The sequence below is a fragment of the Flavobacterium panacis genome (assembly GCF_024649945.1).
In the GTDB taxonomy this organism is placed as follows: domain Bacteria; phylum Bacteroidota; class Bacteroidia; order Flavobacteriales; family Flavobacteriaceae; genus Flavobacterium; species Flavobacterium panacis.
The window spans coordinates 308,249-331,025 of sequence record NZ_JANKMS010000002.1 but is presented as its reverse complement, the minus strand read 5'-3'; the positions used below and the strand labels follow the sequence as shown (position 1 = coordinate 331,025).

Annotated in this window: 16 protein-coding genes; 10 read left to right on the top strand and 6 right to left on the bottom strand. The window is 33.3% G+C overall.

The annotated features are described in order from the left end of the window. Positions 1 to 231 precede the first annotated feature (231 nt). The 5 genes from asnB to NQQ59_RS06405 all read left to right on the top strand — a co-directional run bounded on the left by asnB (position 232) and on the right by NQQ59_RS06405 (position 9,232). Positions 232 to 1,848 carry an asparagine synthase B gene (gene asnB, locus NQQ59_RS06425; protein ID WP_144214830.1) on the top strand — a complete coding sequence of 539 codons (1,617 nt, stop codon included), beginning with the start codon at positions 232 to 234 and terminating at the stop codon, positions 1,846 to 1,848. A gap of 479 nt (positions 1,849 to 2,327) precedes the next feature. Continuing rightward, positions 2,328 to 4,268, top strand: a complete 1,941-nt coding sequence (gene gyrB, locus NQQ59_RS06420) for a DNA topoisomerase (ATP-hydrolyzing) subunit B (RefSeq protein WP_144214829.1) — start codon at positions 2,328 to 2,330, stop codon at positions 4,266 to 4,268. A 110-nt stretch (positions 4,269 to 4,378) separates the two neighbouring features. Continuing rightward, positions 4,379 to 5,314, top strand: coding sequence for a malate dehydrogenase (gene mdh / locus NQQ59_RS06415; RefSeq protein WP_144214828.1), 936 nt, complete (start codon positions 4,379 to 4,381; stop codon positions 5,312 to 5,314). A gap of 225 nt (positions 5,315 to 5,539) precedes the next feature. Continuing rightward, positions 5,540 to 8,533 (top strand): protein translocase subunit SecDF, encoded by a 2,994-nt coding sequence (gene secDF / locus NQQ59_RS06410; protein WP_144214827.1) that lies wholly within the window; start codon positions 5,540 to 5,542, stop codon positions 8,531 to 8,533. A gap of 84 nt (positions 8,534 to 8,617) precedes the next feature. Continuing rightward, on the top strand, positions 8,618 to 9,232 hold the full coding sequence (locus NQQ59_RS06405; protein ID WP_144214826.1) for an acyloxyacyl hydrolase: 615 nt from the start codon (positions 8,618 to 8,620) through the stop codon (positions 9,230 to 9,232). Between the two features lie 55 nt (positions 9,233 to 9,287). Here the strand turns inward: NQQ59_RS06405 and lgt are convergent, their stop codons facing one another. The 5 genes from lgt to NQQ59_RS06380 all read right to left on the bottom strand — a co-directional run bounded on the left by lgt (position 9,288) and on the right by NQQ59_RS06380 (position 14,232). Then, positions 9,288 to 10,220 carry a prolipoprotein diacylglyceryl transferase gene (gene lgt, locus NQQ59_RS06400; RefSeq protein WP_144214825.1) on the bottom strand — a complete coding sequence of 311 codons (933 nt, stop codon included), beginning with the start codon at positions 10,218 to 10,220 and terminating at the stop codon, positions 9,288 to 9,290. Positions 10,221 to 10,282: 62 nt separating this feature from the next. After that, complete coding sequence (gene yidD, locus NQQ59_RS06395; RefSeq protein ID WP_144214824.1) at positions 10,283 to 10,531, bottom strand: membrane protein insertion efficiency factor YidD; 249 nt, start codon at positions 10,529 to 10,531, stop codon at positions 10,283 to 10,285. An 81-nt stretch (positions 10,532 to 10,612) separates the two neighbouring features. Next, positions 10,613 to 12,094 (bottom strand): cysteine--tRNA ligase, encoded by a 1,482-nt coding sequence (cysS, locus tag NQQ59_RS06390; protein WP_144214823.1) that lies wholly within the window; start codon positions 12,092 to 12,094, stop codon positions 10,613 to 10,615. An 83-nt stretch (positions 12,095 to 12,177) separates the two neighbouring features. Next, positions 12,178 to 12,849: a GTP cyclohydrolase I FolE gene (gene folE / locus NQQ59_RS06385; protein WP_144214822.1), complete on the bottom strand. Its 672-nt coding sequence runs from the start codon at positions 12,847 to 12,849 to the stop codon at positions 12,178 to 12,180. 186 nt (positions 12,850 to 13,035) lie between these two features. Continuing rightward, positions 13,036 to 14,232 (bottom strand): pyridoxal phosphate-dependent aminotransferase, encoded by a 1,197-nt coding sequence (locus tag NQQ59_RS06380; RefSeq protein WP_144214821.1) that lies wholly within the window; start codon positions 14,230 to 14,232, stop codon positions 13,036 to 13,038. 123 nt (positions 14,233 to 14,355) lie between these two features. On the opposite strand from NQQ59_RS06380, the gene NQQ59_RS06375 reads away from it, so the two are divergent. The 5 genes from NQQ59_RS06375 to NQQ59_RS06355 all read left to right on the top strand — a co-directional run bounded on the left by NQQ59_RS06375 (position 14,356) and on the right by NQQ59_RS06355 (position 22,052). Further along, positions 14,356 to 15,681: a PDZ domain-containing protein gene (locus tag NQQ59_RS06375; RefSeq protein ID WP_144221505.1), complete on the top strand. Its 1,326-nt coding sequence runs from the start codon at positions 14,356 to 14,358 to the stop codon at positions 15,679 to 15,681. 95 nt (positions 15,682 to 15,776) lie between these two features. Next, entirely contained in the window at positions 15,777 to 18,410 is a 2,634-nt protein-coding gene (locus NQQ59_RS06370; protein WP_144214820.1) for a gliding motility-associated C-terminal domain-containing protein, read from the top strand. A 29-nt stretch (positions 18,411 to 18,439) separates the two neighbouring features. Beyond that, positions 18,440 to 19,366: a PorP/SprF family type IX secretion system membrane protein gene (locus tag NQQ59_RS06365; protein WP_144214819.1), complete on the top strand. Its 927-nt coding sequence runs from the start codon at positions 18,440 to 18,442 to the stop codon at positions 19,364 to 19,366. A 10-nt stretch (positions 19,367 to 19,376) separates the two neighbouring features. Then, positions 19,377 to 21,506 carry an OmpA family protein gene (locus tag NQQ59_RS06360; RefSeq protein WP_144214818.1) on the top strand — a complete coding sequence of 710 codons (2,130 nt, stop codon included), beginning with the start codon at positions 19,377 to 19,379 and terminating at the stop codon, positions 21,504 to 21,506. A 66-nt stretch (positions 21,507 to 21,572) separates the two neighbouring features. Beyond that, positions 21,573 to 22,052: a hypothetical protein gene (locus tag NQQ59_RS06355; RefSeq protein WP_144214817.1), complete on the top strand. Its 480-nt coding sequence runs from the start codon at positions 21,573 to 21,575 to the stop codon at positions 22,050 to 22,052. Between the two features lie 127 nt (positions 22,053 to 22,179). On the opposite strand, the gene NQQ59_RS06350 is transcribed toward NQQ59_RS06355, so the two are convergent. Continuing rightward, complete coding sequence (locus tag NQQ59_RS06350; RefSeq protein WP_144214816.1) at positions 22,180 to 22,560, bottom strand: DUF1573 domain-containing protein; 381 nt, start codon at positions 22,558 to 22,560, stop codon at positions 22,180 to 22,182. Between the last annotated feature and the right edge of the window lie 217 nt (positions 22,561 to 22,777).

Sequence of the window (22,777 nt, the reverse complement as noted above, 5' to 3'; positions counted from 1 at the left end):
AATTCTATTTTTCAGTACTTTATAATTTTCATTTGGTAATTAGTAAGTTTACTTTTTTTATATTTGGCATTCTCCAAATAGAATTGAATACCTAAGATTTTAATTTAAGAAAATATAGGAAAGCAAAAAATAATATTTAGTTTTGCTTTTAGTGAAAATTTTTAATGATTTTTTAATGTACGACTTAATTTTAAGTTTTGTACACTACAACAAAATAATAAATAGAATAGTATGTCTGGATTGTTAGCCGTAATTGGTAAAGGAAAAGACCCCAAGCTTGTAAAAGAACTTTCTGAAAGAATGTCACATCGTGGCCCTGATGAAAGTGATGTTCATATTATGGAAAATGGCAGTATACTTTGCCATGAAAGTCTATCAATCATTGATCTTAATTCGGGTAAACAGCCAATTCAAGGAACTTCTAAAGCTTGGATGGTTCATGATGGTGAAATTTATAATTATCAAGAATTAAAAGATACTGTTTTAAAACATCATACTTTTAGAACAGAATCAGATTCAGAGGTAATTGTACATTTGTATGAAGAGTTTGGTTATGACTTCTGTAATAAACTCGATGGCGATTTTGCTTTCGTGATTATCGATGGTGATAATTATATTGCAGGAAGAGATCCGATTGGGGTGAAACCTCTGTATTACGGATTGGATGAAAGAGGAAGAATTTATTTTTCTTCAGAAATGAAATCAATTGCAGATCAATGCAAGTCATTTTCAACTTTTCCTCCAGGACATTATTATACGGCAAAAAAAGGTTTTGTAAAATATTATCATCCAGAATACGAAGATCATAAAAATGCAAATCACTCATTAGATTTTGATGTAATTCGTCAGAGTTTAATTGATGCTACCAGTAAAAGATTATTGGCTAATGTTCCAGTTGGTGTAATACTTTCAGGAGGATTGGATTCGTCTTTGACCTCTTCTATTGCTTCCCGAATAGTAAAAGAAAACGGACAGAAATTACATTCTTTTTCAATTGGCTTAGATGCTGATTCACCAGATAATATAATTGCTAGAAAAGCAGCAGAGTTTTTAGGAACAGAACATCATGAAATTCATTTTTCTATAGAAGAAGGATTACAGATTTTAGAAAAAGTAATTTATCATATCGAGACTTATGATATTATTTCGGTAAGATCTGGCGTGCCAATGTATTTGTTGTCTAAAGCTATTGCGGATCAAGGAGTGAAGGTTATTTTGTCAGGAGAAGGTGCCGATGAAGTTTTTGGTGGTCATTTGTATTTTAGAAATGCACCATCAACAGAAGAATTTCAAGATGAAACAATAGAAAGAGTTCAGAAGTTGTTTACAGCAGATTTACTTCGTGCAGACAAAACAACAATGGCGCATGGATTAGAAGTTAGATTTCCGTTTTTAGATACTACATTTTTAGATACTAATATCCGAATTAAAACAGAAGAAAAACAGCCTAAAACTTATGATGGAATTGAAAAATACATCTTAAGAAAAGCCTTCGATACCCCAGAAAATCCTTATTTGCCGTCAGAAGTTTTATGGCGTCAGAAAGAACAATTTTCTGATGGAGTAGGATACAATTGGGTTGACGGATTAATTGAGTATTGTGTTTCGCAGGTTACAGATGAGCAACTAGCAGGAGCAAATGCAGAATTTCCATATAATTCTCCAACAACAAAAGAAGCTTACTTGTATCGTTCAATTTTTCATAAATACTACCCGCAGGTTAGCGCAGCGCAAACAGTGCGTAAATGGATACCAAAATGGCAGGAAAACCTTGATCCAAGTGGAAGAGCAAACGCAGCGCACTTGAAAGGAAATTTTGAAAGTGTAAAATCTGGAGTAGCGGTTTAAAAAGAGAAATTCCAATTTTTTAAAATTCCAAATTCCCAAAAAAAAGAAAGAATTTTTAAATAAAATAAATTCCAAATACCAAATTGAAACCGATTTAAAAACCGAAATGCATTAAGGTGTGATTTCGGTTTTTTGTTTTAATACAATTTTGGATTTTGAAGTTTTAAAATTGGAATTTGAAATGTTGTTTTTCGAATTGAAACTAAAAATTCTAGACTCAGAGTTTTGGAATTTGGAATTTCAAAAATTTGGAATTTAATTTTAAGAATTGGAGTTTCCAAAAACATTGTTTTTTGTGTAATTTTCAGTTTTAGAATTTGAAATTTTAAAAAATTGGAATTTTCTACTTTTATTTTTTAGTTTTTCAGACAATTGTGTTAATAACTTAACAGCTTTCACTACTATTTTACTGGTTATATAGCCCGCGTTTTTATATATTTGCGTGTTAGACAGTAAATACATTTTTTAGAATAAATTATATGAGCGAAGAAATCAAGAAGAACAATTATTCAGCAGATAGTATTCAGGCATTAGAAGGAATGGAGCACGTAAGAATGCGTCCATCGATGTATATTGGAGATGTGGGAGTTCGAGGACTGCATCATTTAGTTTATGAGGTTGTTGATAACTCTATTGATGAGGCCATGGGAGGACATTGTGATGCGATTAGTGTTGCAATAAACGAAGATGGTTCTGTTACAGTTGAAGATAATGGACGTGGTATTCCAGTCGATTTACATAAAAAAGAAGGGGTTTCTGCACTTGAGGTAGTAATGACTAAAATCGGAGCCGGAGGTAAATTCGACAAAGATTCATATAAAGTTTCTGGAGGTCTTCACGGAGTTGGGGTTTCTGTAGTAAATGCACTTTCTGTTCATATGAAATCTACAGTTTTCAGAGAAGGAAAAATTTACGAGCAGGAATATGAAAGAGGAAAATCTTTATATCCAGTAAAACAAATTGGAGAAACAGAAAAAAGAGGAACACGTCAGACTTTCTTTCCAGACGATACTATTTTTACTCAGACAACCGAATTTTCATACGATACGCTTTCAGCACGTATGCGTGAGCTTTCTTTCTTAAATAAAGGAATCACAATTACTTTTACAGATAAAAGAGAGGTTGATGATAAAGGCGAATTCAGAAGTGAAGTATTTCATTCAGATGAAGGGCTTAAAGAATATATTCGTTATTTAGATGGTAACCGTGAGCCAATTGTTTCTCATGTTATCAGTATGGATAATGATAAAGGAGAAATCCCAGTTGAGGTTGCTTTAATCTACAACACAAGTTATACAGAGAACATTTTCTCTTATGTAAATAATATCAATACTCACGAAGGAGGAACGCACTTACAAGGTTTTAGAAGTGGTTTGACAAGAACGCTTAAAAAATATGCAGATGCTTCTGGGTTATTAGATAAATTAAAATTCGAAATTGCTGGAGATGACTTCCGTGAAGGATTAACAGCCATTATTTCGGTAAAAGTATCAGAGCCTCAATTCGAAGGGCAGACAAAAACTAAACTTGGAAATAGAGAAGTAGTTTCTCCAGTTTCTCAAGCTGTTGGAGAAATGTTAGAGAATTATTTGGAAGAAAATCCAAATGATGCCAAATTAATTATCCAAAAAGTAATCTTAGCAGCGCAAGCACGTCACGCAGCGAAAAAAGCGCGTGAAATGGTACAACGTAAAACCGTTATGGGCGGTGGTGGATTACCAGGGAAATTATCTGATTGTTCTGAGCAAGATCCAGCAAGATGTGAGGTTTACCTTGTCGAGGGAGATTCGGCTGGTGGAACAGCAAAACAAGGACGTGATCGTAACTTCCAAGCAATTTTGCCTTTGCGTGGTAAAATCTTGAACGTTGAGAAAGCGATGCATCATAAAGTATTCGAAAACGAAGAGATCAGAAATATCTTTACCGCTCTTGGAGTAACAGTTGGAACTGCAGAAGATAGTAAAGCATTAAATCTTGAAAAACTAAGATATCATAAGGTGATCATCATGTGTGATGCCGATGTCGATGGTAGTCACATTTCTACCTTAATATTAACGTTCTTCTTCCGTTTTATGAAAGAGCTAATCGAGGAAGGTCACGTATATATCGCAGCGCCACCTTTGTACTTGGTTAAAAAAGGAAATAAAAAAGAATATGCTTGGAATGATGTTCAGCGTGATCAAGCCAACGAAAGAATGGGAGGAAGTGCCAATATTCAACGTTATAAAGGTCTTGGAGAGATGAACGCGGAACAATTATGGGAAACTACAATGGATCCGAACTTCAGAACTTTACGTCAAGTAAATATTGATAGTTTGGCAGAAGCTGATCAAGTTTTCTCTATGTTGATGGGTGATGAGGTACCGCCTCGTAGAGAGTTTATCGAGAAAAATGCAGTTTATGCAAATATTGATGCATAAAATGAAAAATTAATAATTTCAATTCGTTTAATTGTTTAAATTTACTAGACAATTAAACGAATTGTCTTTTTAAAGAATAGGCAATATTAATAACCGATAAAGTATAAAATATGAAAGTTACCATTGTAGGAGCAGGAAATGTTGGTGCTACATGTGCAGATGTTATTTCTTATAGAGGAATTGCAAGCGAAGTAGTATTGTTGGATATTAAAGAAGGTTTTGCAGAGGGTAAGGCATTGGATATTACACAGTGCGCTACAAATACTGGTTTTAATACAAAAGTATCTGGCGTAACCAATGATTATTCTAAAACTGCAGGAAGTGATGTAGTGGTGATTACATCAGGAATTCCGAGAAAGCCAGGAATGACAAGAGAAGAATTAATAGGTATAAACGCAGGAATTGTAAAAACAGTTGCTGAAAATGTATTAAAATATTCTCCAAACACAATTATTGTAGTAGTATCGAACCCAATGGATACTATGACGTATTTGGCTTTGAAAGCAACAGGTCTTCCGAAAAATAGAATTATAGGAATGGGTGGAGCTTTAGACAGTTCGCGTTTTAGAACATATCTTTCATTGGCTTTAGATAAACCTGCAAATGATATTTCGGCAATGGTAATTGGAGGTCACGGTGATACGACTATGATTCCGTTAACTCGTCTGGCATCTTATAACGGAATTCCAGTAACAGAATTTCTTTCAGAAGAAGTGTTACAAAAAGTTGCTGCAGACACCATGGTAGGAGGGGCAACACTTACAGGTTTGCTTGGGACTTCTGCTTGGTATGCTCCTGGCGCTTCGGTAGCTTACTTGGTAGATAGTATTTTGAACGATCAAAAGAAAATGATTGCATGTTCTGTTTTTGTAGAAGGAGAATATGGTCAAAATGATATTTGTATAGGAGTTCCTTGTATAATTGGTAAAAACGGAGTGGAAGAAATCCTTGATATTAACTTAAATGATCAAGAAAAAGCATTATTTGCGAAAAGTGCAGATGCAGTTCGTAGCATGAATGAGGCTTTAAAGACGATTTTAGTGTAATAAAAAACGAAATAAAAGAAAAAGGCTGCACTTTTGCAGTCTTTTTTTTGCGATTAATTAATAAATTAATTGGTTAATATTTTCGTTAATTATATATTTGCTCGGTTTAAAAAAAAAATGGTAATTCGTGATCTCGTATTTTTGTTTTAAAAAATCATGTCAGGGCTTATTTTATGGGACTTTAAAACAAAAACAAAAATAAAACATAATTAATTTTTAGTAATAATGCAGAATAAAGGACTTATTAAATTTTTCGCAATTCTATTTGCATTGGTAAGTATTTACCAACTATCATTCACTTTTGTGGCAAATGGTGTCAAAAGTGAAGCTAAAGCTTTTGCAGGTGACAACCCTGATAAAGAGCTGAAATATTTAGATTCTATTGGTAAAGAAAAAGTATTAAATCTTGGTTTTACTGATTTCACTTACAATGAAGTGAAAAACAAACAACTTAATAAAGGTCTTGACTTAGAAGGAGGAATCAACGTTATTCTTCAAATTTCTATTAAAGATGTATTAAAAGGTTTGGCTAATAATTCTAAAAATCCAGTTTTTAATAAATCATTAGCTGATGCTTCTGCAAATTTAGAAGGAAACAAAACATATTTAAATAAGTTCTTCGAGGCTTTTGAAGCAAATTCAAAAGGTTCTGTAAAATTAGCATCTCCAGATATTTTTGCTAATAGAAGTCTTCAAGGAGATGGTGGTGTAGATTTTCAAATGTCTGACGCGCAGGTTCAAAAAGTTATCAAAAGAAAAGTTGATGAGTCTGTAGAAAGTGCTTTTAAAGTATTAAGAGAGCGTATCGACAAATTTGGTGTTACACAGCCAAACATCCAAAAATTAGGAGAAACAGGAAGAATCCTAGTAGAGCTTCCAGGTGCTAAGGATGTTGATAGAATTAAAAAATTATTAGGTGGAAAAGCTCAATTAGAGTTCTGGGAAACTTACAAAATTGAAGAAATTGGAAACTTCTTAGTAGCAGCTAACGAAGCTTTAAAGAAAACTGAAGTTAAGAAAGTAGAAACTAAAACTGTTGCTAAAGATTCATTGAATGCTTTATTAACGGATGATACTAAAGATTCAACTGCAGCTAAAAAAGGAAACAATCCTTTATTTGATAAAATTATCGGTCAAGGTGGTGGACCAGTTTTGGGTTATTTTGCACCAAAAGATACAGCAACTATCAATGCTTATTTTAAAAGACCAGAAATTAGAGTTTTATTGGCAGCTGACCAACACTATGCAAAATTTGTTTGGAGTAAGCCAACTACAATAAAAGATCAAAAAGCAAAAGATTTAGCAAGTGCTAAAGATATTGAAGTTGTAGAATTATACGCTTTAAAAGGAAACAGAGACAATAACCCAGCAATGAGCGGTGGTGTTGTTACTGATGCAAAAGATACTTTTGACCAAATGGGTAAACCTGCAGTTTCTATGCAGATGAACAGCCAAGGTGCTAAAGTTTGGGAAGAATTGACAGGAAGAGCATTTGCTCAAAAAAGCTACATTGCTATTGTTTTAGATGATATCGTATATTCTGCTCCAGGTGTAACAAGCGGTCCTATTGCTGGAGGAAGATCTGAGATTACAGGTTCATTTGATGTTGCTGAAACTAAAGATTTAGCGAACGTATTAAATGCAGGTAAATTACCAGCTTCTGCAGATATTATTCAATCAACTGTTGTTGGTCCGTCTTTAGGGCAAGCAGCTATTGATGCAGGTACAATTTCTTCTGTATTAGGTTTCTTATTAGTTTGCGTTTGGATGGTATTCTATTATGGTAAAGCTGGTTGGTATGCAAACCTTGCTTTATTATTGAACTTACTGTTCTTATTCGGAATTATGGCAAGTTTTGGTTTCGTATTAACATTGCCAGGTATTGCAGGTATCGTGTTAACATTGGGTACTGCGGTAGATGCGAACATTATTATCTATGAAAGAGCAAAAGAGGAATTACGTGAAGGAAAATCTCTTTCTGAGGCAGTTCAAGCTTCTTACGGATGGCACGGTGCAATGCGTTCTATTATTGATGCTAACGTTACTCACGTTTTAACTGGAGCTATCTTGTTTATCTTTGGTACAGGTCCAATCAAAGGTTTCGCATTAACATTATTAATTGGTATTGTAACTTCATTGTTTACATCTATCTTTATCGCTAGAATTTTCATCGATAGAAATATTCTTGGAAAAGCAGATTTAACTTTTTCAACAAACATTACTAAAAATTGGTTTACTAATTTCCACTTTGACTTTATTAAAGTTAAAAAATTCACTTATATCTTCTCTTCTATTGTAACAGTAGTAAGTTTAGTTTCTATCTTCTTCGTTAACGGATTAGATGAAGGTGTGGATTTTGTTGGAGGTAGAACTTTCCAAGTTAAATTCGAAAAAGCTGTAGATGCTACTGCAGTTTCAGATGAATTATCTGCTGCTTTTGGTACTCCTGTTGAAGCTAAGATTTTAGGTGATGATGATCAATTGAAAATCACTACTAAATATAAAATTAAAGAAGACGGTGTTGCTATTGATGAAGAAGTAAACCAGAAATTATACAATTCTTTACAGAAATATTTCCCAAATACTTCTTACGATAAATTCATTAACTCTTACAATGGTAAAACAGTTGGTGTATTACAAGCTTCTAAAGTTGGAGCTTCTATCTCTGAAGATATTAAAACGAACTCATACTGGGCAGTTCTTGGAGCGATGGCAGTTATCTTCTTATACTTAATGGTATCTTTCCGTAAATGGCAGTATTCATTAGGTGCGATTGCAGCTGTGGCGCACGACGTAGTATTTGTATTAGGAGTTTATTCATTATGTTACAAATTCATGCCATTCCACATGGAAATGGATCAGCACTTTATCGCTGCAATCTTAACTGTAATTGGTTACTCTATGAACGATACGGTTATTGTATTTGACAGGGTAAGAGAGTTTATCATCGGAAACCGTAAAGGAAGTTTCGAAGATATCGTAAATGCTTCTATTAATACTACATTGTCAAGAACATTGAATACTTCATTAATGATGATCATTGTATTGTTAACGATGTTTATCTTCGGTGGAGAGTCTATCAGAGGATTTATCTTCGCAATGTTAATTGGTATTATCGTTGGTACTTATTCTTCATTGTTTATCGCGACTCCAGTACTGGTTGATACGATTTCAAATGATGAAAAACATACAATTGAAGACAAACATAATAAGGCATAATAAGAAACCTTATTTTGATATAGAAAGATCCAGTGAAAACTGGATCTTTTTTTTATGTTTGTATATAAGATTCAAATCCTACTTATGATTCAAAAACGATTATTTTTTGTTGCAGTATTGTTTGCTGTAATGTTTGTTAATGCACAGCAGAAAAAAAGCAACTATAGAGTAGGTGTAGGCTATGGTTTAGGAAGTGAATTTAATAACAAGAATTATACTTTTGCGAATCATTTTTATAAGCTTCAATTGTATTATATAATTAAAGAAACTAAGAACTTTCAATATGAAATTTTAGTACAGCCAGAAATCAATTTTGGAAAACATCAATTATTGAATTTGTATTTTGTAAAGCCGGAAACTCCAGATTTTGAGCAGAAAAGAATTGAGTATCTAAAATTGAAAAATGTTCGTGAATATGTTCTGAATATCGGTTTTTTGATTAGAAAACCTATTGGTAAAATGTATTCCTGTTATGTTTTAGGAAGTGTTGGTCCTATGGTCTCAGATACTGAAACAGAACGAATGTCTAAAGGTTTTGCTTTTGCAGATGTTTTGGCATTTGGTTGTACTGTGGATTATGATAGATTTCAGTTTGATATTCGTCCTAGTTTAAGACATGTTTCAAATGCTGGTTTAGGAAGCTCAAATGCGGGATACAATACGAAAAATATCGAATTTGGTATCTTGTGTCAATTATAAAAAGAAAACGCCCAATATGAATGATATTGGGCGTTTTTTCTATTTGAGTATTTTTTTAAGATTCTGCTAAAGGATTTCTTTGAGCTCTTATGATAAAGAATAATCCAATAATGATAAATGGAATACTTAGCCATTGTCCAGTTGAGAAATAGCCTAGATTTTCTTCGATTCCTCCTTGGCTTTGTTTTACGAATTCAACAATAAAACGTACTACAAATAAAAGAACTAAAAACAATCCGAATAAATAACCAGATTTAAGTCTTGTGTTTGTTTTCCAGTATAAAAAGTATAAAATCGCAAATACAAAAACATAAGAAAACGATTCGTATAATTGTGCGGGATGTCTCGCTGGAACTTCTGCTAAAAGAGTAGCGAATTTAGGATTTGTAGCAATGGCATTATATGCTTCTACGGGATCTGCAATTCCGGTTTTTTGTACGGCTTCGTTTTTGCTGAAGGTATCATGTAAAAAGCGAATTCCGAATGAAGAAGTAGTTTCGTTACCAATAATTTCTGAATTGAAAAAATTACCTAAACGAACAAAAATAGCACCACTTGCTACAGGAATTACGATACGATCTAAAATCCATAAAAGCGGACGTTTTAGAATTTTTTTACTGTAATAATACATCGCAACAATAATAGAAATCGCTGCACCATGACTTGCTAATCCTTGAAAGCCTGTAAATTCGAATTTCGGTTCGAATCTAAAAGGAAGGAAAATTTCAAGTAAATGATTTCTGAAATATTCCCAATCGTAAAAGAAAACATGACCCAAACGTGCTCCAATTAAAGTGGCAAGAACTGTCCAAACAAATAAAGAATCCAGTTTTTCAAGTGATTCGTTTTCTCTTTCAAAAATCTTTTTCATTAGGAACCACCCTAACAAAAAGGCAATTACAAACATTAAGCTGTAATAGCGAATCATAAAAAATCCTAAATTGATTCCCTCTGAAGGGTTCCAAACAAAATTTAAGGCGTGTGTCATGTAAAATGTTTTATATTATTGTAAAAATAAATATTTAATGTAAAGTACCGTTTTATAAAAGGTTAATGTTTGTGACTGCATTTCTTTTCTGGTACAGGATCATAACCGCTTCTTCCCCAGGGATGGCAGCTTAGAATGCGTTTTATGCCTAAAAATCCGCCATAAAATAATCCATGAGTTTGTAATGCCTGAATCATGTAAGTGGAACAGGTGGGTTCGAATCTGCAAGATGCCGGTGTAAACGGAGAAATTGCGGTTTGATAAAAACGCACCAATAGCACAAATGGATATATTAGAATTTTGGATAACATTAAATACGTATTGTCTAGTTTTTGAAACTCTTTATAGGTTGCATTTTAGGGTATTTTGTTACATCCAAAAAAAAGTTTTCCTTATTGAATGCTAAAAGATGTTCCCTCTTTTCCGTCCTTAAGTTGTATGCCTAGTGCAATTAACTGATCGCGAATTTGATCAGAAAGAGCAAAGTTTTTATCTGCTCTTGCTTGATTTCTCATTCCGATAAGCATGTTTACAACACCTTCTAATTTGTCGTTATCACCGTCAGCGTTTTTCTCGTCGCTAAGTCCTAAAACGTCAAAAACAAAAGCATTGACAGCTGTTGTGAAATCTGCTAAATCTGTTGCTGAAATAGTTTCTTTACCATCTTTTAATAAATTGATGTAACGAACCGCTTCAAATAATTGAGCAATCAAAATCGGTGTATTGAAATCGTCATTCATTGCATCATAGCAAAGTTGTTTCCATGCTGCAAAGTCGATAGAGCTCGTATTTCCTGCTGTAATATTTGGTAAAACATCAACTGCTTCCATTAATCTTTTATATCCTTTTTCGGCTGCAACAATAGCGTCATCAGAAAAATCTAAAATACTTCTGTAATGAGCCTGTAACATAAAGAAACGGGTTACAGAAGCTGAAAATGGTTTGCTTAAGATATTGTTATCACCGCTAAGAATTTCGCCTGGTAAAATATTATTTCCAGTTGATTTAGCCATTTTCTTTCCGTTTAAAGTCAGCATGTTGGCGTGCATCCAATAATTTACTGGAGATTGACCTGTGCAAGCTTCGTTTTGCGCAATTTCGCATTCGTGGTGTGGAAATTTTAAATCCATTCCACCTCCGTGAATATCAAAATGATTACCAAGATATTTAGTGCTCATTGCAGTACACTCAAGATGCCATCCTGGGAAACCATCGCTCCAAGGTGAAGGCCATCTCATAATATGTTCTGGTTCTGCTCTTTTCCAAAGTGCAAAATCCTGCGGGTTTCTCTTATCAGATTGTCCATCAAGATCACGCGTATTTGCCAGCATATCATCGATATTTCTACCACTTAGAATACCGTAATTATTGGTTTCGTTATACTTTACAACATCAAAATAAACCGATCCATTGGCAACGTAACCGATACCTTTGTCGATGATTTTTTTGATGATTTCAATCTGTTCGATAATATGTCCAGTAGCAGTGGGCTCAATGCTTGGTGGCAAAAAATTGAAAGCTTTTAGAATGTTATGAAAATCTACAGTATAGCGCTGTACGACTTCCATTGGTTCTAATTGCTCCAAACGTGCTTTTTTAGCAATTTTATCTTCACCTTCATCCACATCATCCACAATATGCCCGACGTCCGTAATGTTACGTACGTAGCGAACTTTGTAATCTAAATGCAGAAAATATCTGAAGATTACGTCAAAAGACATAAAAGTTCTCACATTTCCTAGGTGAACATTACTATATACGGTAGGTCCACAAACATACATTCCAACATTTCCATCATGGATAGGTTTGAAATCTTCTTTTTCGCCTGAAAGCGAATTGTATATTTTTAAGGGCTGACTTGTATATAAAGGCATAGTTTTACTTGTTGTAATTTGTTTAATTTTTGATTTTCAAAAATGATCAATCGATATAAACAATTAATCAATCAACCAAATATTTAAAACTGAGTTTCTAATTTGATGTAGTCAAGAAATTCTCTCTTAGTTTGTGGGTCTTTAAATTTTCCTCCGAATTCAGAAGTTACTGTACTGCTTTCGATATCCTTAATTCCGCGTGAGTTTACGCAAAGGTGTTTCGCATCGATAACGCAGGCAACGTCTTCGGTTCCTAAAGCTTTTTGAAGTTCTTGAACAATCTGCATAGTTAAACGCTCTTGCACTTGAGGTCTTTTAGCATAATATTCAACAATACGGTTCATTTTAGAAAGACCAATAACTCTTCCGCTTGAGATGTAAGCTACGTGAGCGCGTCCAATAATTGGCAATAAGTGGTGTTCGCAAGTAGAATAAACGGTAATGTTTTTTTCTACCAGCATTTCGCCGTATTTGTAATTGTTGTCAAAAGTAGAAGCTTTTGGCTGTTTTGCAGGATTTAATCCTCCAAAAATCTCTTTTACAAACATTTTAGCAACTCTATTTGGAGTTCCTTTGATGCTGTCATCTGTCAAATCCATTCCGAGAGTTTGAAGAATGCTTTCGACATCTTTTTTAATTTTTTCTATTTTTTCTTCGTCAGTTATGTCAAAAGCATCCGGTCTTAAAGGGTTTTGAGCATTACTGCTGAAATGACTGTCACCAATTTCGTCTATAAAATCTTCGTTATTTATCATTAAAAACTGCTATTATAATGGGTATATCTTTTTAAGGCGGTAAAGATAATTAATAAATGGGAAACCTTTTCTATGCTTTTTACGATTTAATTGTTCCTTTTTGGATATAATTTAAAATTGCCTCATAAAAACAAAAGACAATAACGAAAATCGCTATTGTCTTTTGAAAGTTTAAGTTTGATTGTTTTATCTATTATTATAAACCGATAAAGCTTCTTTTAAGATGTTTACAGCTGTAATTAAATCTTGTTTGTTTAAAACATAAGCAATACGAACCTGATTTAATCCCATTCCTGGTGTTGAATAAAAACCTTTAGCAGGAGCAATCATTACTGTTTCTCCGTTTAAATTGTAGCTTTCTAAAAGCCATTGTGCAAAATCATCAGAATCTTTTATTGGAAGTTCTGCAATACAATAAAATGCACCTTTTGGTTTGGTAACAATAACTCCTTCGATTTTGTTTAATTCTGCGATTAGAGTATTACGACGTTCTTTATATTCTCCAATTACTTCATCAAAATAACTTTGTGGCGTATCTATTGCAGCTTCGCAAGCAATTTGTTCAATTGTTGGCGGACTTAAACGCGCCTGAGCGAACTTCATTACTGTTGCTAGAACTTCTTTGTTTTTAGTTACTAGACAACCAATTCTTGCTCCGCACATACTGTAACGTTTAGAAACAGAATCGACCATGATTACGTTTTGCTGTACATCTTCTAAATTCATTACAGAAAAATGCACATCATCTCCATCATATAAAAATTCACGATACACTTCATCGGCGATTAAGTATAAATCGTGTTTTTTAATTAAGCTTGCTAATTGCTTAATTTCTGTTTCAGAATATAAATATCCAGTTGGATTTCCAGGGTTGCAAATCAGAATGGCTTTTGTTTTTTGTGTAATTAGTTTTTCAACTTCTTCAATACTTGGCAAAGCAAATCCTGTTTCGATAGTAGAAACAAGAGGGACTACAGTTGCACTTGTAGAAGAAGCAAACGCGTGATAATTAGCATAAAAAGGCTCTGGGATAATGATTTCGTCTCCAGGATCTGTAATTGTGGCCAGCGCAAATAGTAAGGCTTCAGAGCCACCAGTTGTTACAATGATGTCTTCTGGGTTAACGTTTACATTTTGGCGCTGGTAAAACTCTGCTAATTTTTTTCTATAGCTTTCATATCCGGCAGACGGACTGTATTCTATAAGAGTTAAATCAATATTTTTTACCGCCTCGATGGCCACTTCGGGTGTCTTGATATCCGGTTGACCAATGTTTAAGTGATACACCTTGTGTCCTTTTTTCTTTGCTAAATCTGCAAAAGGAGCCAGCTTGCGTATCGGAGATTCAGGCATGTTTTTGCCTTTGTGTGAAATTGTTGGCATGAGTATAAATTATTGAAGTGCAAATTTGCATATTTTTTTCGAATTTAACGTAAACAATACGGGTACTTCTAAAAATGTAACAATAATAAATATATTTAGTAATTTTATAATAAAATATTGTCAATGAAAAAATATATAGTATTGTTTTTTGGGTTATTCTTACCTTTTTTGCTTTTTGGACAAGGCGATTTTTTATTAGAGAACAATGCAACAAAGGCAACAGTGCCGTTTAAACTCATTAATAATCTTATTTTTATACCTATAAAAGTAAATGGAGTAGAGCTTAATTTTCTCTTAGATTCAGGTGTTGAAGAAACAATTTTATTCAGCATGGAAGAAAGACAGGAAGTAAGTTTTAACAATGTTGAAAAAATCAAACTTCGTGGATTGGGAAGTGAAGAAGAAATTGAAGGGTTAAAATCAACAAAAAATATTCTAGAAACTCATGGTCTAAAATCTAATGACCATATGGTTTTTATTATTCTCGATCAAAGTTTTAATTTATCGTCTCATATTGGGATTCCTGTTAATGGAATTATAGGTCATAAATTCTTTAGGAACAATCTAGTAGAGATCAATTATCAAAAAAAGAAAATTATAGTTCATACGAAGAGTGATAAGTTTCAGCAAAAGCTTGAAAGAAAATTTGAAAAAGTTCCAATCACTATAGAAAGATCAAAACCATATTTGGTTGCTATGGCAACGGTTAATAATATTCAGATTCCGGCGAAGTTGCTTATTGATATTGGTAATAGCGATGCATTTTGGATTTTCGAAAATGATAAAATTAAACTCCCAGATAAGAATTTTCCAGATTTTTTAGGAAAGGGATTTAGCGGAGATATCGAAGGACATCGCGCAAAAATAGACGAGTTTTCTATTGATAAATTTGATTTCAAAAAAACTATTGTCTCATTTCCAGATTCTATTTCTATTCGAAATGTAAAGATGGTCCCAGGACGTATTGGTTCGGTTGGAGGAGAAGTGCTTAAGCGTTTTACTTTGGTATTGAATTATAAAGAAAAGGAACTTTATTTAAAGAAAAACAGTCGATTTTCGGAGCCTTTTACCTATAATAAAAGTGGTATTACGATTCAGCATAATGGATTGCAGTGGGTTCAGGAAACGGTGCATTTAGAGACTGTTCGGGTGGCTTCAACTATTGACGAAATTCAGGAAAGAGAAAAAAACAACAATAATTTTAAGTATAAATTCGCCCTTAAGCCTGTTTACGAAATTGTGAATGTACGTAAAAACTCGGCAGCCGAAAAATGTGGTTTACGTAAAGGAGATATTATTGTAAGTATAAATAGGATTCAACCTTATAAATACAGTTTGCAACAGATTAATAATCTTTTAAAATCTGAAGAAGATATCTGGATAAATCTAGAAGTTGAACGCAATAGTGTAGTGCTTAAATTCAGATTTAAATTGGAAGATGAACTTTGATTTTGTTTAAAAGTATTTTTGTTTTTGTGAAAAAACGGTTGTTAAAATTAGTTTTGTACCTGTATATTTTACTATGTTTAACAAAAATTTAATCTATGGTGAAAAACTACATTAATTTCTTACAATTTGTAACGATTTTTATTTTTTTAACCCTTTTTCCTGCAAAACTTAGTGCACAATGTGCTGGAATCGATTCACAGAAAGTAATTTGTGATATTGAAAATCCGGCGAATCAATCACTATCTCTATTTTCGCTGTTGGGCGGATCACCAGTTCCTGGTGGAACTTGGTCCACCAATAATACTCCACGAGGGCTTGATCCTGTTACAGGAATTTTAAATGCCCAGATTATCAGTCAGGCTGGAACATACAAGTATACTTATACTGCTCCCGCTACTGCAGGATGTGTAAATAATACTGCTGTCGTGACACTTATAATAGGTCCTTATGCAGGAGTCGGATCACAAGCTACTATTTGTAGTGATGTAGGCAGATACAATCTTTTTAATGCTTTTGATAGCAAAATAATGGGGCCACATTCGAATGGAGTATGGACAACTGTTGGTGGTCAGATAGTAGAATCCCCGATATTTGTAGGTGATATTAACGAAAAAACAACATTCGAACTTATATATACTGTACCAGGAATGGCGGAGTGTCCTTCCGCAACACTCTCATCTACCGTATTTGTTACCGTTTTAAGAGCTCCAAGAACAGGAAAGGCAACGAATTTAACTTTATGTGGTACTACAGATTTGGCTGGATATACCAATTATGATTTAAATGAGCTACTAACTGATCAAGACAAGGGAGGTACTTGGACTGGTCTTGGTATAACTTCAGATACAGATCACAATGTAAATCTTCAGGAAATTTTTGATACCTATGGAGCTTTTGATTATACCTATCAGTACACTGTTCTCGCTGTTCCTGACAATAAGGTTTGTCCAAATAAGACTATTCCAGTAACTATTTCATTAGAGAAAAGACTAGATTTTACAGGTGCAAAAATTGTAGTAGAAAAAGATATCTGTGAATCTGAGATTGCAACGGCATCCTATGCAGCAAGAATTACTCAGGGACCTGATTCTATTCCGAATGGGGTTTATAATGTTTCATTTACTGTCACTGGGCCATCTTCTGCATCAGAAACTGTAGCGGCAACTTTTGCAAATGGAGTGGTAAGTTTCCCAATTCGTTCAGCTTATTTTAGACAGGTTGGGAAATTTACAATTACCGTTACGGGAATTGTGTCGACTACAAGTAAAAAATCTTGTGTCAATATATTTAGTCCATTTTCAACAGAGTTGAATATTTATCCTTTGCCACGTTTGGATGGAGCAGTACTGACGGCTAATCCAACATGTCAGAACGATGCAGCATCGGTTTTGGTTACGGCACCTCAATTATCTGATGGCGATTATCGCATTACTTATAATCTTTATGGCGATAATTTAGCAACAGCGCAAACGGCTGTTTTACATACAGAAGGAGGTAAGGGGAATTTTGAAATTCCAGGAAACTTAAATGTAAAAAGTGGATTGACAGTAATTAATATTATAAATATTGTCAATATAACATATCCTACTCCACAATGTGGTAATACTGCAAATCTAATAGGAAATCTGACGATTAATCCTCTTCCCAATGTAACAGCGGTAAAAATAGCAGTTAATGATAATTGTTTGAACCAACAGTTTACAGCAAACGTTTCAGGATTAACAAATCTTAATGATGTAACACTTTCTTATAGTCTTTCGGGCAGTAATTCGTCAGCGTTAGAAACTGTTAGTTTACGAGTAGTAAACGGAAATGCCAGTTTTCCTATTCCTTTGGCTTTACTGGCGAATTCTGGAGCAACAACAATTACAGGAATTAACGTCACAAATAATGTTACAGGCTGTCAAAATGTGCTGCAGAATGTTTTTGATGATTTTTTAGTCAATCCAATTCCGGTAGCTCCAACTGTAAATCCGCAGCAATTTTGCAAAGTAGAAGAAGCTACGGTTGCTAATTTAGTTCCAAATGGAAATCAATATAAATGGTATAGTTCAGAAACAGCAACGACACCACTAGCAAACACAGTACTTTTGCAATCGGGTAATTATTATGTAAGAGAAACGTCTTCATTTGGTTGTGTTTCTGAAGCGGCAATGGCTGTAGTTACTGTAAACGATTCGCCTGCTCCAGTATTAAATTTGGATGGACAAAATTTCTGTGGATTAAAGAATCCGACTATTACAGATTTATCAAACAATACGAATATACCTTCGACTGTAGTTTGGTATGATGCTCCAAACAACGGAAATTTATTATCTGCGACAACTCCTTTGATTGAAAGAGGTTCTTATTATGGATTCAATTTACCCAATACTGATTGTTTTTCCTCAGATTATGTAGAAGTTACAGTAACCTTGACAGCATGCGATAATGTACCAAATGATTTTTTTGTGCCCGATGGGTTTTCTCCAAACGGAGATGGGGTTAACGATTCGTTTGTAATAAAAGATATTGAATTTTTATACCCAAACTATACACTTGAAATTTATAACAGATACGGAAATGGTATGTATAAAGGAGATAAAAATAAACCAGCCTGGGATGGTAAGAACTACGAACAGAGTGGTGTTGCTGGCGGAATAGCGCCCAACGGAGTTTATTTTTATGTGCTTCAGTTTAATAAAGACAATAAACCGCCTAAACAAGGTCGTCTTTATTTAAATCGCTAATCTCTTTTATATTTTTAATATAATTTCAAATGAAAAAAATACTACTCTTTATAAATTTCCTTTTTTATTTATCAGTTGCTGCACAGCAAGATCCGGAGTATACGCACTATATGTATAATATGAGTGTTGTCAATCCAGCTTACGCGACTGGAGTGCCCGCCATGATGAATTTTGGAGGATTGTACAGAACACAATGGGTTGGAGCTTATGGAGCTCCAAAAACCTTTACATTTTTTGGTCACAGTGCTATTACAGATAAAATAGAAGCCGGAATCTCATTTGTCTCAGATGATATTGGAGATGGTGCAAAAAAAGAAAACAATGTCTACGCTGATTTTGCTTATGTTTTAAAATTAGCTGGGAAAAATAAATTATCACTTGGTTTAAAAGCGGGTTTTTCGTCTATGCAGACTAATTTCAACGGATTTCGTTTTACAGATCCTCAAACCGATGTTGCCTTTGCAGAAAATATAAATGCTACAAAACCGAATATAGGAGTTGGAGCTTATTATTTTAGAGATAATCTTTATGTTGGATTGTCGGTTCCTAATTTGTTGAAATCGAAATATATTCAGGAAAAAGCAGGAATAAATGCTTTTGGTTCAGAAGAAATACACACGTTTTTAACGGCTGGTTATGTTTTTCAGCTGAATGATATGCTGAAATTGAAACCTGCCTTTATGTCCAAATTTGTTAAAGGAGCTCCAATAACTTTAGACGTTACAGCCAATATTTTGTATAACGAAAAGTTTGAATTTGGTGCAGCTTATAGAATCGACGATTCGGTAAGTGCGTTATTTAATATCAATGTCACACCAACGCTAAGAGTCGGATATGCATACGATTACACGCTTACGAATTTCGGGCAGTTTAACTCTGGAACACATGAAATTATGTTGTTGTTCGATTTAGATCTATTAGGAAAAGGATTTGATAAATCACCAAGATTCTTTTAAAATGAAAAATATGAAAAAACTACTCGTTATTATATTCGTATTTTCAATACAGTTTATAAGTGCCCAAGATCAGGAATTGATAAGAGCAAAGAAATTTTTTGACAGAACTTATTATATTGAAGCTATCGTTTTATACCAAAAATTAGCTGACGAAAGACCTTCTCAAGAAGTCATAAAGAATTTAGCCGATTCGTATTATTATACCAATGATTTGGTAAAAGCACAACGCTATTACCGTCTTTTGGTGAAAAACTACAGCAATAATCTGGATAGAGAATACTATTTTAGATACGCTCAAACTTTAAAAGCGACTAATAGTTATGATGATGCGAATGCTGTTTTAAAGGAATATTATTCAAAATCATCAAATCCAGAAGATGTTGCTGCCTTTGAAAAGGACCTTAAAAACCTTGAGAATGTAAGCGCAATAGGGAAACGTTTTGAGATTAAAAATCTAGCTATAAATACTCCAAATTCCGAATTTGGAGCTGTGAAATACAATGATAAGTTGGTTTTTGCCGGAGTTAAATTGAAAACCAATTTATTTGATAAAAAATACAAATGGGATAATAAAACCTATCTGAATTTGGTAGCAATTCCGTTAAAAAATATAAATTCAGCTGATTCTATTGTTCATTATTTCGCTAAAGAATTAAAGACAGGAATGCATGAATCGAATGCTGTTTTTACAAAAGATGGAAAAACAATTTATTTTACCCGAAATAATTCTAAAAATAAAAGAAAAAAGAAAGACGACAAGAAAATCTCCAATCTTCAGATTTTTAAAGCCGAATTAGTAAATGGAAAATGGACGAATGTAACTTCGCTTCCTTTTAATAGTCCAAATTATTCAACAGAGCATCCGGCTTTAAGCGCTGACGAAAAAGTGCTATATTTTGCTTCTGATATGCCAGGTTCATTAGGTTCTTTTGATATTTATTCGGTTAATATCAATAAAGGAGCTTTTGATACTCCTAAAAATCTAGGATCAGAAATTAATACCAATAAAAGAGAACAATTTCCTTTTGTATCAGCAGATAATAAGCTCTATTTTTCTTCTGATGGACATTTAGGTTATGGTTCATTGGATGTTTTTGTTGCTGAAATAAATGGAAACGAATATTCAAAACCAGTAAATATAGGTTTACCTTTAAATTCAAATTCAGATGATTTTGCTTTTAATATCGATTCTAATACTAAGGAAGGATTTTTTGCATCCAATAGAGAAGGAGGAAAAGGCGGAGACGATATTTATCAATTTAAAGAAATTAAAGATTTAATTGTTGAAGATTGTAAACAGTTTATTGCGGGTACAATTACAGATGTAGATACGCAGTTGGCTTTAGAAAATGCTACAGTATTATTGCAGGATTCAGAAAATAAAATTTTGAATACGATTACAACTTCTGTTGATGGAAAATTCAGTTTTACAGTTCCTTGTGAGGTTTCTTATAAAATTGTAGCATTTAAAGAAAATTACACCAATGCTTCAAAAATACTGACGTTAGACAAAACAAGAGATAAAGTTAATGATGCTTCGTTGGCATTAAGATCTTTAGAAGCAATTAAAAAGGAAGAAAAACAAATTGCTGAAAATAAGAGGAAACAGGAAATTATTATCGAAGAAGAAAATAAGAAAAAAGCAGAACTTGCTGCAATAGAATTAAAGCAGAAAGAGAAAAAAGCAAAAGAAGCTGAAATTGCTGCTGCAGAGGTTAAAAAGCAAGAAAAGGTAAAAGAAATTCTGGCACAGGAAAAAGATGTTGTGAAAGACAAAGACCGCTTATTAATTAAAACCGATCCGATTTACTTTGATTATAATATGTGGTACATCCGTAAAGAATCGAAAGTAGTTTTAGGAAGAGTTGTTGAATTAATGAAGAAATATCCTGGAATGATAATCGAAATAGGTTCTCATACTGATTCACGAGGAAATGCTAAATTCAATGAAGATTTATCGCAAAAAAGAGCAAACTCGACAAGAGAATTTATTATTCAATCTGGAATCGAAGCCAAAAGAATTACTGCAAAAGGTTATGGAGAATCGGTTCCGATTATAAAATGCAAAACGGATGATGCTTGTTCTGAGGAAGATCACGAATTAAATAGAAGATCTGAATTTGTAATTAAAAATTTATAAAGTTTGTTGTAAGAAGAACAACCTTTTTTCGTTAATTTTATAGTATATCAACAAATAGAAATAATTATGAGAAATCTAGCCTTATCTTGTTTGCTTTTATCCGTAATCGGATTGCAAAGTTGTAAAAATGAAGAAAAACAAAAAGCTGTTGAAGCTGCTAAAGCAGATGGTGAGGTAGTAGTAAGCACCGCTTGTTATAAAGCAATTTATGAAAAAGATACAATAGATTTAAAATTGAACACTTTAAAAAACGGAAAACTATCGGGAGATATGACTATGAACGTAGCTCCTTCGACAGTTAGATCGGGTGAAGTTACAGGTGAGTTTCATGGAGATACTTTATTTGTAGACTATACTTTTAAAGTGAATAAAGAAAATCAAACATTCAAAAATCCGATGGCATTGTTAAAACGTGACAATCAACTTATTTTAGGAAACGGAACCATGCAGACAACAATGGGCGTAACCTATTTAGTAAAAGATAAACCAATCGATTTTGAAAAGGTTAAATATAAATTCGACACAGTTGAATGTGCTGAGAAGTAAGAAAAAAATCTAAGAAACTTGATAGGTTTTTAAAATCTGTCGGGTTTAATTTTGAAAATTATAACGAATAAAAAAGCCGTTTCTAATTTAAGAAACGGCTTTTATTGTTTTTATATTTTTAAAAACCTTACTGAACTTCTCCTTTTATTTTAAGAGCAACACGCCCATCAGGATAGTTTACTGCATTGGTTTCAACAGTAATAGTTTTACGAATAGGCCCTGCGACCATATTATATTTTACATCGATTTTTCCTTTTTTGCCCGGCTGAATTGCTGCCGCTGGTTTGGTTACAATGATAGAACTTACTGTAGATTCTGCACCTGTAATTAATAAAGGAGCGTCTCCAGTGTTAGTAAATTCAAAGGAACGAAGTCCGTTGTCACCTTTAGAAATTTTTCCATAATCAATTGTATTGTCTGGGGCTGCAAATTCAATTTTTGGGCCATTTTGTGCAAAACCTATTGCGCTAAACAATAAGACTGCAATAAAAGAGGCTGCATTTTTCATATGAAATTAGTTTTTAATTGTAAGTAAATATACATTCTTTTAATTAACACACAAATTATTAATTCGCTTTTTATAGTCTACTTAATTATTTACTTTTGCTGTGAGTTATAATTACAAAAATTGAACCAAATTTTTGTTTAACTGTTTAATCGTTTATTTGTTTAATCGCATAGATTAATTTGTAAATGATTTTTTTTAAAGCAGAAAAACAAATAGA